11 protein-coding genes and 2 riboswitches are annotated in these 12,889 nt (G+C 72.3%); of the genes, 7 read left to right on the forward strand and 4 right to left on the reverse strand.

The features are described 5' to 3' along the window. Positions 1 to 111: 111 nt before the first annotated feature. The 4 genes from gcvP to J2W45_RS06785 form a co-directional block, all read right to left on the reverse strand. A complete protein-coding gene (gcvP, locus tag J2W45_RS06770) occupies positions 112 to 3,027 on the reverse strand; it encodes an aminomethyl-transferring glycine dehydrogenase (protein ID WP_310130062.1) in 2,916 nt (971 codons plus the stop codon). Between the two features lie 16 nt (positions 3,028 to 3,043). Continuing rightward, entirely contained in the window at positions 3,044 to 3,418 is a 375-nt protein-coding gene (gene gcvH / locus J2W45_RS06775) for a glycine cleavage system protein GcvH (RefSeq protein WP_310130066.1), read from the reverse strand. A gap of 2 nt (positions 3,419 to 3,420) precedes the next feature. Further along, positions 3,421 to 4,614 (reverse strand): glycine cleavage system aminomethyltransferase GcvT, encoded by a 1,194-nt coding sequence (gcvT, locus tag J2W45_RS06780; RefSeq protein WP_310130069.1) that lies wholly within the window; start codon positions 4,612 to 4,614, stop codon positions 3,421 to 3,423. Positions 4,615 to 4,679: 65 nt separating this feature from the next. After that, positions 4,680 to 4,781: riboswitch (glycine riboswitch) on the reverse strand. 1 nt (position 4,782) lies between these two features. Beyond that, positions 4,783 to 4,877: riboswitch (glycine riboswitch) on the reverse strand. Positions 4,878 to 4,946: 69 nt separating this feature from the next. Beyond that, the gene (locus J2W45_RS06785) at positions 4,947 to 5,297 is read right to left on the reverse strand and encodes a hypothetical protein (RefSeq protein ID WP_310130072.1); all 351 of its coding nucleotides are present in this window, start codon (positions 5,295 to 5,297) and stop codon (positions 4,947 to 4,949) included. Between the two features lie 320 nt (positions 5,298 to 5,617). Here J2W45_RS06785 and J2W45_RS06790 point away from each other — a divergent pair, with 320 nt between their 5' ends. The 7 genes from J2W45_RS06790 (at position 5,618) to J2W45_RS06820 (ending at position 12,879) form a co-directional block, all read left to right on the forward strand. After that, entirely contained in the window at positions 5,618 to 6,340 is a 723-nt protein-coding gene (locus J2W45_RS06790; RefSeq protein WP_310130075.1) for an NUDIX hydrolase, read from the forward strand. Further along, complete coding sequence (nadA, locus tag J2W45_RS06795; protein WP_310130079.1) at positions 6,337 to 7,632, forward strand: quinolinate synthase NadA; 1,296 nt, start codon at positions 6,337 to 6,339, stop codon at positions 7,630 to 7,632. Before J2W45_RS06790 ends, nadA begins: the two co-directional genes overlap by 4 nt. Before the next feature lies 1 nt (position 7,633). Continuing rightward, a complete protein-coding gene (gene nadB / locus J2W45_RS06800; protein ID WP_310130082.1) occupies positions 7,634 to 9,220 on the forward strand; it encodes an L-aspartate oxidase in 1,587 nt (528 codons plus the stop codon). After that, complete coding sequence (gene nadC / locus J2W45_RS06805; protein WP_310130084.1) at positions 9,214 to 10,068, forward strand: carboxylating nicotinate-nucleotide diphosphorylase; 855 nt, start codon at positions 9,214 to 9,216, stop codon at positions 10,066 to 10,068. The genes nadB and nadC overlap by 7 nt, the downstream gene beginning before the upstream one ends. Next, positions 10,065 to 11,225, forward strand: a complete 1,161-nt coding sequence (locus J2W45_RS06810; RefSeq protein ID WP_310130086.1) for a cysteine desulfurase family protein — start codon at positions 10,065 to 10,067, stop codon at positions 11,223 to 11,225. Before nadC ends, J2W45_RS06810 begins: the two co-directional genes overlap by 4 nt. 127 nt (positions 11,226 to 11,352) lie before the next feature. Continuing rightward, a complete protein-coding gene (locus tag J2W45_RS06815) occupies positions 11,353 to 12,021 on the forward strand; it encodes a hypothetical protein (protein ID WP_310130088.1) in 669 nt (222 codons plus the stop codon). An 81-nt stretch (positions 12,022 to 12,102) separates the two neighbouring features. Continuing rightward, positions 12,103 to 12,879: a PRC and DUF2382 domain-containing protein gene (locus J2W45_RS06820; protein ID WP_310130090.1), complete on the forward strand. Its 777-nt coding sequence runs from the start codon at positions 12,103 to 12,105 to the stop codon at positions 12,877 to 12,879. Positions 12,880 to 12,889: the final 10 nt, after the last annotated feature.

Raw genomic sequence — 12,889 nt, forward strand, 5'->3', positions numbered from 1 at the left:
CTCCGCTCTCAGGCTCTCCCCCTCCGTCGGCCCCTTCGCCGACTACACGAAAAGTGCACGAAATCGGGGCGATTCCGTGCACTTTTCGTGTACTCGACGGTGGGGGTGCGGCTAGGCGAAGGCCTCGGTCGGGGGGCAGGCGCAGAAAAGGTTGCGATCGCCGTAGGCCTGGTCGATGCGGCGCACGGGAGGCCAGTACTTCGCGCGGACGAGGGCCGGGACGGGGTACACGGCCTGCTCGCGGGAGTACGGGTGGCTCCAGTCGGATGCGACGGCGGCCTCCGCGGTGTGCGGCGCGTTGCGGAGCGGGTTGTCGTCGGACGGCCAGTCCTCCGCCGCGACGGCGTCGGCCTCGGCGCGGATCGCGATCATCGCGGCCACGAAACGGTCGAGCTCCGCGAGGTCCTCGCTCTCGGTCGGCTCCACCATGAGGGTGCCCGCGACCGGGAACGACATGGTGGGCGCGTGGAAGCCGTAGTCGATCAGGCGCTTGGCCACGTCGTCGACGGTCACCCCCGTGCGCTCGGTGAGCGGACGCAGGTCGAGGATGCACTCGTGCGCGACCAGCCCGTCCTCGCCCGCGTAGAGCACCGGGAAGTGCTCCCGCAGCCGCGCGGCGACGTAGTTGGCCGCGAGCACGGCCGCACCGGTCGCATCCTTCAGCCCCTCCGCGCCCATCATCCGGACGTACGCCCAGCTGATCGGCAGGATGCTCGGGCTGCCGTACGGCGCCGCCGAGACCGGCGCGCCGCCGTGCTCGACCCGGCCGCCGCCGGCGAGCGGGTGCGTCGCGTCCTGCGCGAGCGGGTGCCCGGGCAGGAACGGCGCGAGGTGCGCCTTGGCCGCGACCGGGCCGACGCCCGGTCCGCCGCCGCCGTGCGGGATGCAGAAGGTCTTGTGCAGGTTGAGGTGGCTGACGTCGCCGCCGAAGTCCCCGAACCGCGCGTAGCCGAGCAGCGCGTTGAGGTTCGCGCCGTCGACGTACACCTGGCCGCCCGCGTCGTGCACCGCCTGCGTGATGGCCACGACCTCGTGCTCGTAGACGCCGTGCGTCGACGGGTAGGTGATCATCAGCGCGGCCAGCGTGTCCGCATGGTCCGCGATCTTGGCGCGCAGGTCGTCGAGGTCGACGTTGCCGAGCTCGTCGGTGGCGACGACCACGACGCTCATGCCGGCGAGCACGGCCGATGCCGCGTTCGTGCCGTGGGCGGACTGCGGGATGAGGCACACCGTCCGCTGCAGGTCGCCGCGCGAGCGGTGGTACCCGCGGATCGCGAGCAGCCCGGCGAGCTCGCCCTGGCTGCCGGCGTTCGGCTGCAGGGAGACCGTGTCGTAGCCGGTGACGTCGGCCAGCCAGCCCTCGAGCTGGTCGATCAGCTCGAGCGAGCCGGCGACGTCCGCGGCGGGGGCGAAGGGATGCAGCGCCGCGAACTCGGGCCAGGTGACGGCCTCCATCTCGGTCGCCGCGTTCAGCTTCATGGTGCACGAGCCGAGCGGGATCATGCCGCGGTCGAGCGCGTAGTCGCGGTCCTGCAGCAGGCGCAGATAGCGCATCATCGCGGTCTCGCTGTGATGCGTGTTGAACACCGGGTGGCTGAGGTAGGCGGACTCGCGGACGAGCGCCGGGTCGAAGGATGCCTCGGTCGCGGCCGGCAGAACCGCCTCGCCCTCGACCGTGCCGCCGAGCGCCTCGATCAGCTCGGCGAGCGGGAAGACGCCGTCGCGCAGGTCGGCGGCCGACTCCTCGTCAACGCTCAGCGAGACGAGTCCCGCGTCGGTCACGTGCAGCAGCAATCCGCGCTCGTGGGCGCGGCGCACGACCGTGGCGGCGTCGTCCACCTCGACCTGGAGCGTGTCGAAGAACGAACGCGACACGACCTCGACGCCGGACTCGCGCAGGGCGTCCGCCAGGGCGACGGTCGACAGGTGCACCTGGCTCCCGATCGCGCGCAGGCCCGCCGGTCCGTGGTAGACGGCGTACATCGCGGCCATCACGGCGAGCAGCACCTGAGCGGTGCAGATGTTGGAGGTCGCCTTCTCGCGGCGGATGTGCTGCTCGCGCGTCTGCAGGGTGAGCCGGTACGCGGGCTTGCCGACGGCATCCTGCGACACACCGACCAGACGGCCCGGCAGCTGCCGCTCGAGGCCCTTACGGACAGCCATGTAGCCGGCGTGCGGGCCGCCGAAGCCCATGGGGACGCCGAAGCGCTGGCTGGTGCCGACCGCCACGTCGGCGCCGAGCTCGCCGGGGCTGCGCAGCTGCGTCAGCGCCAGCAGGTCGGCGGCGGCCACCACGACGGCGCCCGCGTCCTTGGCGGTGCGGATGGCGGCGGACGGGTCCCAGACCCGCCCGGAGGCGCCCGGGTACTGCACGAACAGGCCGAACGCGTCCGACAGCTCGGGGGCGTCGGACGGCAACGACGCCAGGTCTAGCACGACCAGCTCGATCCCGACCGCGTCCGCGCGGTTGCGCAGCAGGGCGAGCGTCTGCGGGAAGGTGTCCGCGTCGACGACGAAGCGTGCGGACCTCGCCTTGGATGCGCGGCGCGCAAGCAGCATCCCCTCGACGACCGCGGTGCCCTCGTCGAGCATCGACGCGTTGGCCGTGTCCAGCCCGGTCAGGTCGGAGACCATCGTCTGGAAGTTGATCAGCGCCTCGAGGCGCCCCTGCGAGATCTCCGGCTGGTAGGGCGTGTACGCCGTGTACCAGCCCGGGTTCTCGAGCACGTTGCGCTTGATCACCGCCGGGGTGATCGTGCCGTAGTAGCCGAGGCCGATGAGGCTGCGGTTGACGGTGTTGCGCGCGGCGATGGCGCGGAGCTCGCGGAGGGCGGCCCGCTCCCCCAGCGGCGCGGGGAGCGCCGGGGTGCGGTCGCCGTCGACGCGGATCGATTCGGGGACGGCGGCGGTGACGAGCTCCTCGACGGAGCTCCAGTCACGGGAGGCCGCCGCGGCGATCGCGGACAGCATGGTGCTCTGCGCGTCGCCATCGGTGCCGATGTGACGCGTCGGGAAGAGGTCGGTCATGTGAGGGGTCGGAACCTTACTCGCCGGTCAGGGCGGCGTACTCGTCGTAGCTCAGGAGGTTGTCGGGCAGGGCGCTGAAGCGGACCTTGACGAGCCAGCCCTCGCCGAACGGGTCCGAGTTGACCAGTTCGGGCGCGTCGACGACGGCGGAGTTCGCCTCCGCGACGACGCCGTCGACCGGCGCGAACAGCTCGCCGACCGACTTCGTCGACTCGATCTCGCCGACCACGCGGCCGGCGGTCACGTCGCTGCCCTCCTCGGGCAGCTCGACGAACACCACGTCACCCAGCTTCTCGGCGGCGTAGGAGGTGATGCCGACGGTCGCGACGTCGCCCTCGACCAGGAGCCACTCGTGCTCGGGCGTGTACTTCAGGTCTCGTTCTGCGGCCATGGCTAGCGCTTCTTTCTGCTGTAGAAGGGGAGGGCGGTGACGGTGAACGGGAGGCGCGTGCCGCGCACATCCACATGGAGCACGGTGTTCTCGCGGGCGAGCTGCGGGGCCACGTAGGCCATCGCGATGGGGACGCCCAGCGTCGGCGACAGCGCGCCGGAGGTGACGACGCCCACCGCGGCGTCCTCGCCGTCGGCCACGTCCTTCGCGTACACGGGGTAGCCGGCGCGCGCGGCGCGCTTGCCCTCGCCCACCAGCCCGACGAGCACGCGGGCCTCGGCGTCGGGGCCCTCCTCGCTGGCGGCGCGGCCGACGAAGTCGGTCTCCTTGGCGAGGTTCACGACCCGGCCCAGGCCCGCCTGCGCCGGCATGGTGTCGAGGCCGAGCTCGTGGCCGTACAGCGGCATCCCCGCCTCGAGGCGGAGGGTGTCGCGGCTGGCGAGACCGGCCGGGACGAGGCCCTGGGCGGCGCCCGCCTCGAGCAGCGCATCCCACAGGGCGCGGGCGTTGTCGGGCGCCAGGTACAGCTCGAAGCCGTCCTCGCCGGTGTAGCCGGTGCGGGCGATGAGCACGGGATGCGTCTCGAACTCGGCCGGGAGCGACCAGTAGTACTTGAGGGCCGAGAGGCGCTCGCCGAAGTCGGCGCCGCCCAGCGCTCCGGCGTCGGCGGAGAGGCCGGCGGTCGCGAGCAGGACGGAGAGGGCGGCGGGACCCTGCACCGCGATCAGCGCGATGTCGTCGGACTCGTCGAACACCTCGACGTCGAACGGCGCGGTGCGGTCGCGCAGCTCCTGGGCCACGGCATCCCGGTTGGACGCGTTCGCCACCACCATGTAGCGGTCGTCGCCGGTGCGGTACACGACGAGGTCGTCGATGATGCCGCCCGAGCGGGACAGCAGGAGGCTGTACTTCGCCTGGTCGACGGCGAGGGCCGACAGCCGGCCCGCGAGGGCGTAGTCGAGCGCCTCCCCGGCCTCCGGGCCGATGAGCACGATCTCGCCCATGTGCGACAGGTCGAAGAGCCCGGCGGCGGTACGCACCGCGTGGTGCTCGGCCAGGTCGGACGAGTAGCGGACCGGCATCTGCCAGCCGGCGAAGTCGGTGAAGGAGGCGCCGGCCGCGCTGTGCGCGTCGTGGAGCGGGGAGGTGCGTTCGCCGGTCTGCCGGTCGGACGGCTGGCTCTGCTGCGAGGTCATGAGTTCTCCGATTCGCCGGCCGAGCGGCCGGGGGCTGCGGGAGCGTGACCGCTCCCGGGAAGAACTCCCCCTCTGTCATCCGGCCTGAGAGTTTCACCGCGTCCCGTGAGGAGCGTGGCTTTCACCGTGGGCGAGGACGGCGGGCGCCGTCCTGCTTTTCAGAGTGGCCAGTCCGATGCGGTACGCGTACCTGAGAGATTGTCGGGGAGGATTGCTCCTTCGGTGCCGTCCGCTCGCGCGCCCGGCTCTCCCGCATCGACCTCGTTGGCCCGGTATTCAGTTGGATGTCCGGCCAGCATATCCGGTTCCGGATGCGGGCGCTCGCCTGCCGGTCAACTCGCGGTCTTGTAGCGCTCCAGGAGCAGGTGGACGCCCTCGCGCAGCAGATCGGCCTCCGTGCGGCCGGTGCGCGCCTTGAGCTTCGCCAGCTCATCGAAGTCATGCCGGGAGACGCGGGCCCGCACGGTCGGCGACGGGCCGTCGCCCGCAGACCCCAGACCGGGCCGACCCGGCTTCAGGGCCGGTTCGAGCGCTTCCTCGCTGCCGTACTCTCGCAGCAGCATCTCGCGACCGGCGCGCGCGGCCTCCTCGCCGTAGAGTGCCTTGCCGGTCGGGGTCAGCGGCTTATCGGGGTCGGTCAGCTCCGCGATGAGCGCTTCGTAGTCGATGTCGTCGTCAGGCATTCCGGGACTCCTCTCGATAGCGACGGAACTTCGGGCCGAGCGGCATGGCGTGGAAGACCGAGGCTTCAGTCGCAACCTATCCGAGTGGAGACCTTTATGTAGCACGAAATTACTTTCATAACTCCGGGCCGCTCCACCGCCTCCCCCGCTGCCCCATCCCCCGCACGATTTGTGCCAAATCGTGGTTATGGCGGGCGCATAACCGCGATTTGGCACAAATCGCGACCCGACGAGACGTAGCGCTTGGTGTTCGGGTTGTGGTGACACTAAGATGGTTGCGAAGTTAAGGTAATGTTGACTCTTAGGGACGGAGGGTGACCATGGCCGAACAGCACGAAAGCGCGAAGCTCGCTGTGTCGACGGTCATCTTCGCGCTGCGGTCGGATGACGAGACCGGCGGAGTCCCCCAGGTGTGGCTGCCGCTCGTGCGCCGCATCCGCGAGCCGTTCGACGGGCGCTGGGCGCTGCCGGGCGGCCCGCTGCGCGTCGGGGAGGACCTCGCCTACGCCGCCGCGCGCACCCTCGACGACACGACCGGGCTCACGCCGAGCTACCTGGAGCAGCTGTACGCGTTCGGCGACCCGGACCGCTCCCCCGGCGCGGAGCGCGTCGTGTCCGTCGTGTACTGGGCGCTGGTGCGCAGCGACGAGGCCGAGCGCGCGAGCGTCGGGCAGAACGTGCGCTGGTTCCCGGCCGACGAGCTGCCGCAGCTCGCCTTCGACCACAACGTCATCGTCGAGTACGCGCTCTGGCGGCTCCGCACCAAGATGGAGTACTCGCGGATCGCCCTCGCCTTCCTCGGCGAGCGCTTCACGCTGGCCCAGCTGCGCGGCGTGCACGAAGCCGTGCTCGGCCGGCCCCTCGATCCCGCCAACTTCCGCCGCACCATCGAGGCGTCCGGCACCGTCGTCGCGACCGACGAGTACCTGACCGGCACTCCGCACCGGCCGCCGCGGCTGTACCGCTACAACGACACCATCGACCTCGCCGACGCGGGGCCGCTCCCCCGCCAGCAGCATCCGTTCGAAGGAAGAAGCGCATGACCATCGCCTCGGTCGACACCACCATCCGGCTGATCGCGTCGGGCCAGCTCGACGGCGAGACCTGCACGCCGGAGCTCGCCGACGCCCCCTGGGAGTTCGACCGGCTGGCGCCCTCGTACGGGCCCGGCGCCTCGCTCGGCGACCCCATCCCGGCGGACGCGCCGCGGCAGGGCGAGCTGCCCGAGGAGTACCGCACCGCCTCCGCCCAGGAGCTCGGCGACCGCATCCGCGCCGCCAAGCAGACCCTCGGCGACCGGGTGGCCGTGATGGGCCACTTCTACCAGCGCGACGAGGTCGTGCAGTACGCCGACTTCGTGGGCGACTCGTTCCAGCTGGCCAACGCGGCGAAGGCGCGACCGGAGGCCGAGGCGATCGTGTTCTGCGGCGTCCACTTCATGGCGGAGACGGCGGACATCGTGTCCCGCCCGGACCAGCGGGTCATCCTCCCCAACCTGGCGGCCGGATGCTCGATGGCCGACATGGCCGACCTCGACTCGGTGCAGGAGTGCTGGGAGCAGCTGGAGGAGCTGTACGGCACCGAACCGGATGCGGACGGCCGCGTGCCGGTCATCCCGGTCACCTACATGAACTCGTCGGCGGCGCTCAAGGCGTTCTGCGGCGAGCACGGCGGGATCGTGTGCACCTCCTCCAACGCCGCCACGGTGCTGGAGTGGGCGTTCGAGCGCGGGCAGCGCGTCCTCTTCTTCCCCGACCAGCACCTGGGCCGCAACACCGCGAAGGCGATGGGCGTGCCCCTCGGGCGCATGCCGCTGTGGAACCCGCGCAAGGCCTGGGGCGGCACCGACGCGTCCACCCTGCAGGACGCGCGCGTCATCCTCTGGCACGGCTTCTGCTCGGTGCACAAGCGCTTCACGGTCGGTCAGATCGAGCACGCGCGGGCCGAGTTCCCGGGCGTCCGCGTGATCGTGCACCCCGAGTGCCCGATGGATGTGGTGGATGCGGCCGACGAGTACGGCTCGACCGACTACATCGTGAAGGCGATCCAGGCGGCGCCGGCCGGGTCGACGTTCGCGATCGGCACCGAGATCAACCTGGTGCAGCGGCTGGCGGCGCAGTTCCCGCAGCACACCATCTTCTGCCTCGATGCGGTCGTCTGCCCGTGCTCGACGATGTACCGCATCCACCCGGGCTACCTCGCGTGGGTGCTGGAGGCACTGGTGCGCGGCGAGGTCGTGAACCAGGTGGCGGTTCCCGAGACGGTCGCCGCGCCCGCACGGGTGGCCCTGGAGCGGATGCTCGCCGCGCGGCCCGACACCACGATGGCGGCGTGACATGAGCCGCGTGGTCGTCGTCGGGAGCGGCATCGCCGGTCTCACGGCCGCGCTGCGGGCGCACGCGCTCGGGCACGCGGTCGCGATCGTGACCAAGGCCGCGCTGAGCGACGGCAGCACCCGCTACGCGCAGGGCGGGATCGCCGCGGCACTCTTCCCGGACGACAGCGTGGCGGCCCACGTCGCCGACACGCTGCGCGCCGGGGCGGGCCTGAACGTCCGGGAGGCGGTCGAGGCGCTGTGCGCGGACGGCCCGGAGCGCGTGCGCGAACTGATCGCGCTGGGCGCCGCCTTCGACCGCGACGGCGACGGCTTCGCCCGCGGGCTGGAGGCCGCCCACTCGTCGGCCCGCGTGCTGCACGCGGGCGGCGACGCGACAGGGGCGGAGTTGGAGCGGGCGCTCGTGGCCGCAGTCCGCGCGGCCGGGATCGCGATCGTCGAGCGGGCGTTCCTCGCCGACGTCCTGGTGCGCGACGGGCACGCGACGGGCGTGGCGCTGCGCATCGACGACCGGGCGGTCGAGCTGGATGCGGATGCGGTCGTGCTGGCCACCGGAGGCTGGGGGCGGCTGTACGCGCACACGACGAACCCCGCGGTGGCGACCGGGGACGGCGTCGCCGCGGCCTGGCGCGCCGGCGCGGCGCTGGCCGACCTGGAGTTCACGCAGTTCCATCCCACCGCCCTCTACACGGCGTCCGCGCCCGCCGGCGCCGGGGCGTTCCTCGTCTCGGAGGCCGTTCGCGGCGAGGGCGCGGTGCTGCGCAACGCCCGCGGCGAGCGCTTCATGACCGACGTGCATCCGGATGCCGAACTCGCCCCGCGCGACGTGGTGGCCCGTGGCATCGCGGTGGAGATGGCGGCGCAGGGCGGACGTCCGGTGCTGCTGGATGCGACGGCGCTCGGCGGCGCCTTCCTGGCGCGCCGCTTCCCGACCATCGACGCCGCCACCCGCGCCGCCGGGTACGACTGGGGCCGCCGGCCGATCCCGGTGACACCGGCGGCGCACTACGCCATGGGCGGCGTCGCGACGGATGTCGAGGGCCGGACGACGGTGCCCGGACTGTTCGCGGTCGGAGAGGTCGCCTGCACGGGCACCCACGGCGCGAACCGCCTGGCGTCGAACTCGCTGCTGGAGGGCCTCGTGTTCGCGCACCGGGCCGCCGGCGCCATCGACGCACCGTGGACGGAGACGCCCGAGTGGATGCGCGAGGGCGCGATCGCAACGCTCCCCGATTCCGAGACGACCACCGCCGCATCCCGGCGCTTCGACCGTGCGCGACTCGCCGAACTGCTGTGGCAGTCCGCCGGGCTGCACCGTGACGGCGCCCAGCTGGAGGCGGCCGCGGCCGAGCTCGCCGCGACGCAGCTGCCGGAGCCCGGTGAGGACGCCAACCTCCTCACCCTCGGCCGCCTCGTCGTCGCCGCGGCGCTCCGCCGGGAGGAGTCGCGCGGCGCGCACTTCCGCTCCGACTTCCCGCTGCCTGACGAGGGTGCGCCCGTCCACACCGTCCTCCCCGGCGCTGCGCTCCCCGGCATCGGCGCCGACCGTTCGCAGCCGACCCGACTCGAGGTGCCCGCAGCATGCTGACCCGCCAGATCATCCACACCGTCGTCCAGGCGGCCCTCACCGAGGATGCGCCGTGGGGCGACATCACGAGCCAGACGCTCATCCCGGAGTCCGCGACCGCGACCGCCCACCTGGTGGCCCGCGAGCCGGGCACGTTCGCCGGCGGGGAGGTGTTCGCCGCGGCGATGACGCTCACCGACCCGGCCGTCGACGTGGACCTGCGCGTCGCCGACGGCACGGCCTTCGCGGCCGGGGACACCCTGGCATCCGTGACCGGGCCGGCCCGGTCGGTGCTGCAGGGCGAGCGCGTCGCCCTCAACTTCGTGCAGCGGATGAGCGGGATCGCGACGCTCACCGCCGCCTTCGTCGCGGAGGTGGCGCACACCTCCGCCCGCATCGTGGACACCCGCAAGACGACGCCGGGACTCCGCGCGTTCGAACGCCACGCCGTGCGCGCGGGCGGCGGAAGGAACCACCGCTACTCGCTCTCGGACGCGGTGATGGCCAAGGACAACCACCTCGCCGTGCTCACCGCCCAGACCGGGCTGTCGCTCACGGACGCCCTGCGCCAGGTGCGCGAGCAGCTGCCGCACACCACCCACCTGGAGGTCGAGGTCGACCGGATCGACCAGATCGAGCCGGTGCTCGCCGCCGGCGTCGACACGATCATGCTGGACAACTTCTCCCTCGACGAGCTGCGCGAGGGCGTCGCGCTCATCGCGGGGCGGGCGATCGTCGAGGCCAGCGGCAATGTGAGCCTCGCCACCGTCCGCGACATCGCCGAGACCGGGGTCGACGTGATCTCGTCGGGCGCGCTCACGCACAGCGTCCGCTCGCTCGACCTGGGGCTCGACGTGGTGGTCGAGTGATCTACCTGGACGCGGCAGCCACCGCCCCGGTGCGCCGGGAGGTGCTGGAGGCGATGTGGCCGTACCTGACCGGGGACTTCGGCAACCCGTCCAGCCACCACGGCGTCGGCGAGTCCGCGGCCCGCGCGCTCGCGGACGCCCGCGCGGCCGTGGCCGCGTGGCTCGGCTGCCGCGCCTCCGAGGTCGTCTTCACGTCGGGCGGGACGGAGGCGGACAACCTGGCCGTCAAGGGAATCGCCCTGGCGAACCCGCGCGGACGCCACGTCGTCACCACCCCGATCGAGCACGAGGCCGTGCTGGAGTCGGTCGACCACCTGGTGCGGCTGCACGGCTTCTCGGTCACGTTCGTGCCGGTCGGCCGCGACGGGCTCGTCGCCCCCGACGATTTCGCGGCGGCCCTGCGGCCCGACACGACGCTGGCGTCGGTCATGCTGGCCAATAACGAGGTCGGGACGGTTCAACCGGTCGCCGAGCTCGCGGCTCTGGCGCACGAGCACGGCATCCCGTTCCACACCGACGCGGTGCAGGCGGCCGGCTGGCTGCCCCTCGACGTCGGGACCCTGGGGGTGGATGCGCTGAGCGTCTCGGGCCACAAGCTGGGCGCCCCGAAAGGCATCGGCGCGCTGTTCGTGCGGGGGCGCATCCCCCTGGAGCCGGTGCTGCACGGCGGCGGTCAGGAGCGCGGGCGGCGCTCCGGCACGGAGAACGTGGCGGGGGCGGTGGGCCTGGCGACGGCCGCACGACTGGCCGCGGACGGACTCGCGGAGCGCGCGGCGGCGGCCGCGGCGGCACGGGACGCGTTCGTCGCGGCGGTCCTTGCGGAGGCGCCGGGAGCGGAGCTGACCGGGCACCCGACGGAGCGGCTCCCCGGCACGGCGTCCTTCGTGTTCCCGGGCGTGAACGGCGAGGCCGTGCTGCTGGAGCTGGAGCGCCGCGGTGTCGTGTCCTCCAGCGGGTCGGCGTGCGCGGCGGGCAGCGAGGACGCCTCGCACGTGCTGCTCGCGCTCGGCTACCCGGAGGATGTGGCGCGTACCGCGGTCCGCTTCTCCTGGGGTCCGGACGTCACGGCGGAGCGGCTCGCCGCGGTGGGGCCGGCGGTCGGAGAGGCGGTCCGCGCAGTGAGCCGGCTCGGCGACGGACCCCGCGGCGCGCACTAGGGCGGCAGGCGTCAGAGTCCTCCGGTATCCCCCGTAAATCAACCGTCTGTGCCCGCCTCTGCGCGCCGCCTACCGTCCTCCCCAACCGAGAGCCCCGCATCCGCGGGCGACCAGGGAAGAGGACATCATGACCGAGCCGACGCCGGCAGCCGAACACCGGGAGCCCGGTGACGCCGTCTACGACCGGGATTCGACGGGCGCCGCCGTTCCCGTGGACCGGACCCACACGCTCCGCAACGACGTGCTGGAGCGGGAGAAGAGCGAGTTCGGCGGGATGAAGTTCGGTTCCGCCTTCTTCGGCTGGCTCACCGCAACGGGAACAGCCGTCCTGCTCACGGCGATCGTCGCGGCGGCCGGTGCGGCCGTGGGCCTCGGAGCCTCCGGCGGAGACACCGACAACGCGGTCGATCAGGCCAACAAGAACGCCTCCACCGTCGGCATCATCGGTGCGATCGCGCTCGCCGTCATCCTGTTCGTCGCCTACTACTGCGGCGGCTACGTCGCCGGGCGCATGGCCCGGTTCGACGGCGCGAAGCAGGGCATCGCCGTCTGGCTGTGGGCCGTCATCATCGCGGTCGTCGTGGCCGTGCTCAGCCTGGTCCTCGGCAGCCAGTACAACGTGCTGGGCACCCTGAACAGCTTCCCGCGCATCCCCCTCACCGAAGGATCGGTGACCCTCACGGGCGTCATCACGGCGATCATCGTCGCGGTCGTCAGCCTCGGGGGCGCCATCCTGGGCGGAATCGCGGGCATGCGCTACCACCGTCGTGTCGACCGGGTGGGACTCGGTCGCTAGGCACGGCGAGTCCCGGAGACGGGACCGCACGAGCGGGGCAGAAGCTCGCCGCGGCGGGCACAAGCACACGAGGAGAACCACATGATCAACGAGAACAACATCGCCGCACTCATCGGGACCAAGGTCATCGATCGCGACGGGGACAAGATCGGGAGCGTCGGACAGATCTACGTCGACCCGTCCACCGGCCGGCCGAATTGGGCGTCGGTGCGGACCGGCCTGTTCGGCACCTCCGAGAGCTTCGTGCCTCTCGACGACGCTGTCGAAGAGCCGGACGGGCTCCGCGTGCCGTTCGAGAAGGCGGTCGTGAAGGATGCGCCGCGCATCGAGGACGACGCCGAGCTGAGCCCCCAGGAGGAGGAGCAGCTCTACTCGTACTACCGCGGGAACGGCACGACCTCCGGCCTCGGCACTGCGGACGCCACGACCGGAACGGCGACCACCGCCGGGGCGGGTCACGACACGTCCGGTCCGAACACCGACGACGCCATGACGCGCTCCGAGGAGCGGCTCGACGTCGGCACCGAGCGGGTCGAGACCGGCCGGGCACGACTGCGGAAGTACGTCGTCACCGAGAACCAGCAGGTGGAGGTGCCGGTCACCCGCGAGGAGGTCCGGGTGGAGCGCGAGCCCATCACGGACGCCAACGTCGGAGAGGCCCTGGACGGTCCGGAGCTCAGCGAGGAGGAGCACGAGGTCGTCCTGCACGAGGAGCGTCCCGTGGTCGACAAGGAGACCGTGCCGGTCGAGCGCGTGCGCCTCGACTCCGAGACGGTCACCGGCACGGAGACGGTGAACGAGGATGTGCGCAAGGAGCGCATCGACGTGGAGGGCGAGGGGCGCGGCTCCGGCGTCTGATCGTCGCGAA

This window comes from Leifsonia shinshuensis (genome assembly GCF_031456835.1).
GTDB classification, from domain to species: Bacteria; Actinomycetota; Actinomycetes; order Actinomycetales; family Microbacteriaceae; genus Leifsonia; species Leifsonia shinshuensis_C.

Coding starts and splice junctions, on each gene's coding strand:
- nadA (WP_310130079.1), top strand. CDS start 6,337: ATGACCATCGCCTCGGTCGACACCACCATCCGGCTGATCGCGTCGGGC.
- gcvH (WP_310130066.1), bottom strand. CDS start 3,418: ATGGCCGCAGAACGAGACCTGAAGTACACGCCCGAGCACGAGTGGCTC.
- J2W45_RS06815 (WP_310130088.1), top strand. CDS start 11,353: ATGACCGAGCCGACGCCGGCAGCCGAACACCGGGAGCCCGGTGACGCC.
- J2W45_RS06785 (WP_310130072.1), bottom strand. CDS start 5,297: ATGCCTGACGACGACATCGACTACGAAGCGCTCATCGCGGAGCTGACC.
- nadB (WP_310130082.1), top strand. CDS start 7,634: ATGAGCCGCGTGGTCGTCGTCGGGAGCGGCATCGCCGGTCTCACGGCC.
- J2W45_RS06790 (WP_310130075.1), top strand. CDS start 5,618: ATGGCCGAACAGCACGAAAGCGCGAAGCTCGCTGTGTCGACGGTCATC.
- J2W45_RS06820 (WP_310130090.1), top strand. CDS start 12,103: ATGATCAACGAGAACAACATCGCCGCACTCATCGGGACCAAGGTCATC.
- nadC (WP_310130084.1), top strand. CDS start 9,214: ATGCTGACCCGCCAGATCATCCACACCGTCGTCCAGGCGGCCCTCACC.
- gcvP (WP_310130062.1), bottom strand. CDS start 3,027: ATGACCGACCTCTTCCCGACGCGTCACATCGGCACCGATGGCGACGCG.
- gcvT (WP_310130069.1), bottom strand. CDS start 4,614: ATGACCTCGCAGCAGAGCCAGCCGTCCGACCGGCAGACCGGCGAACGC.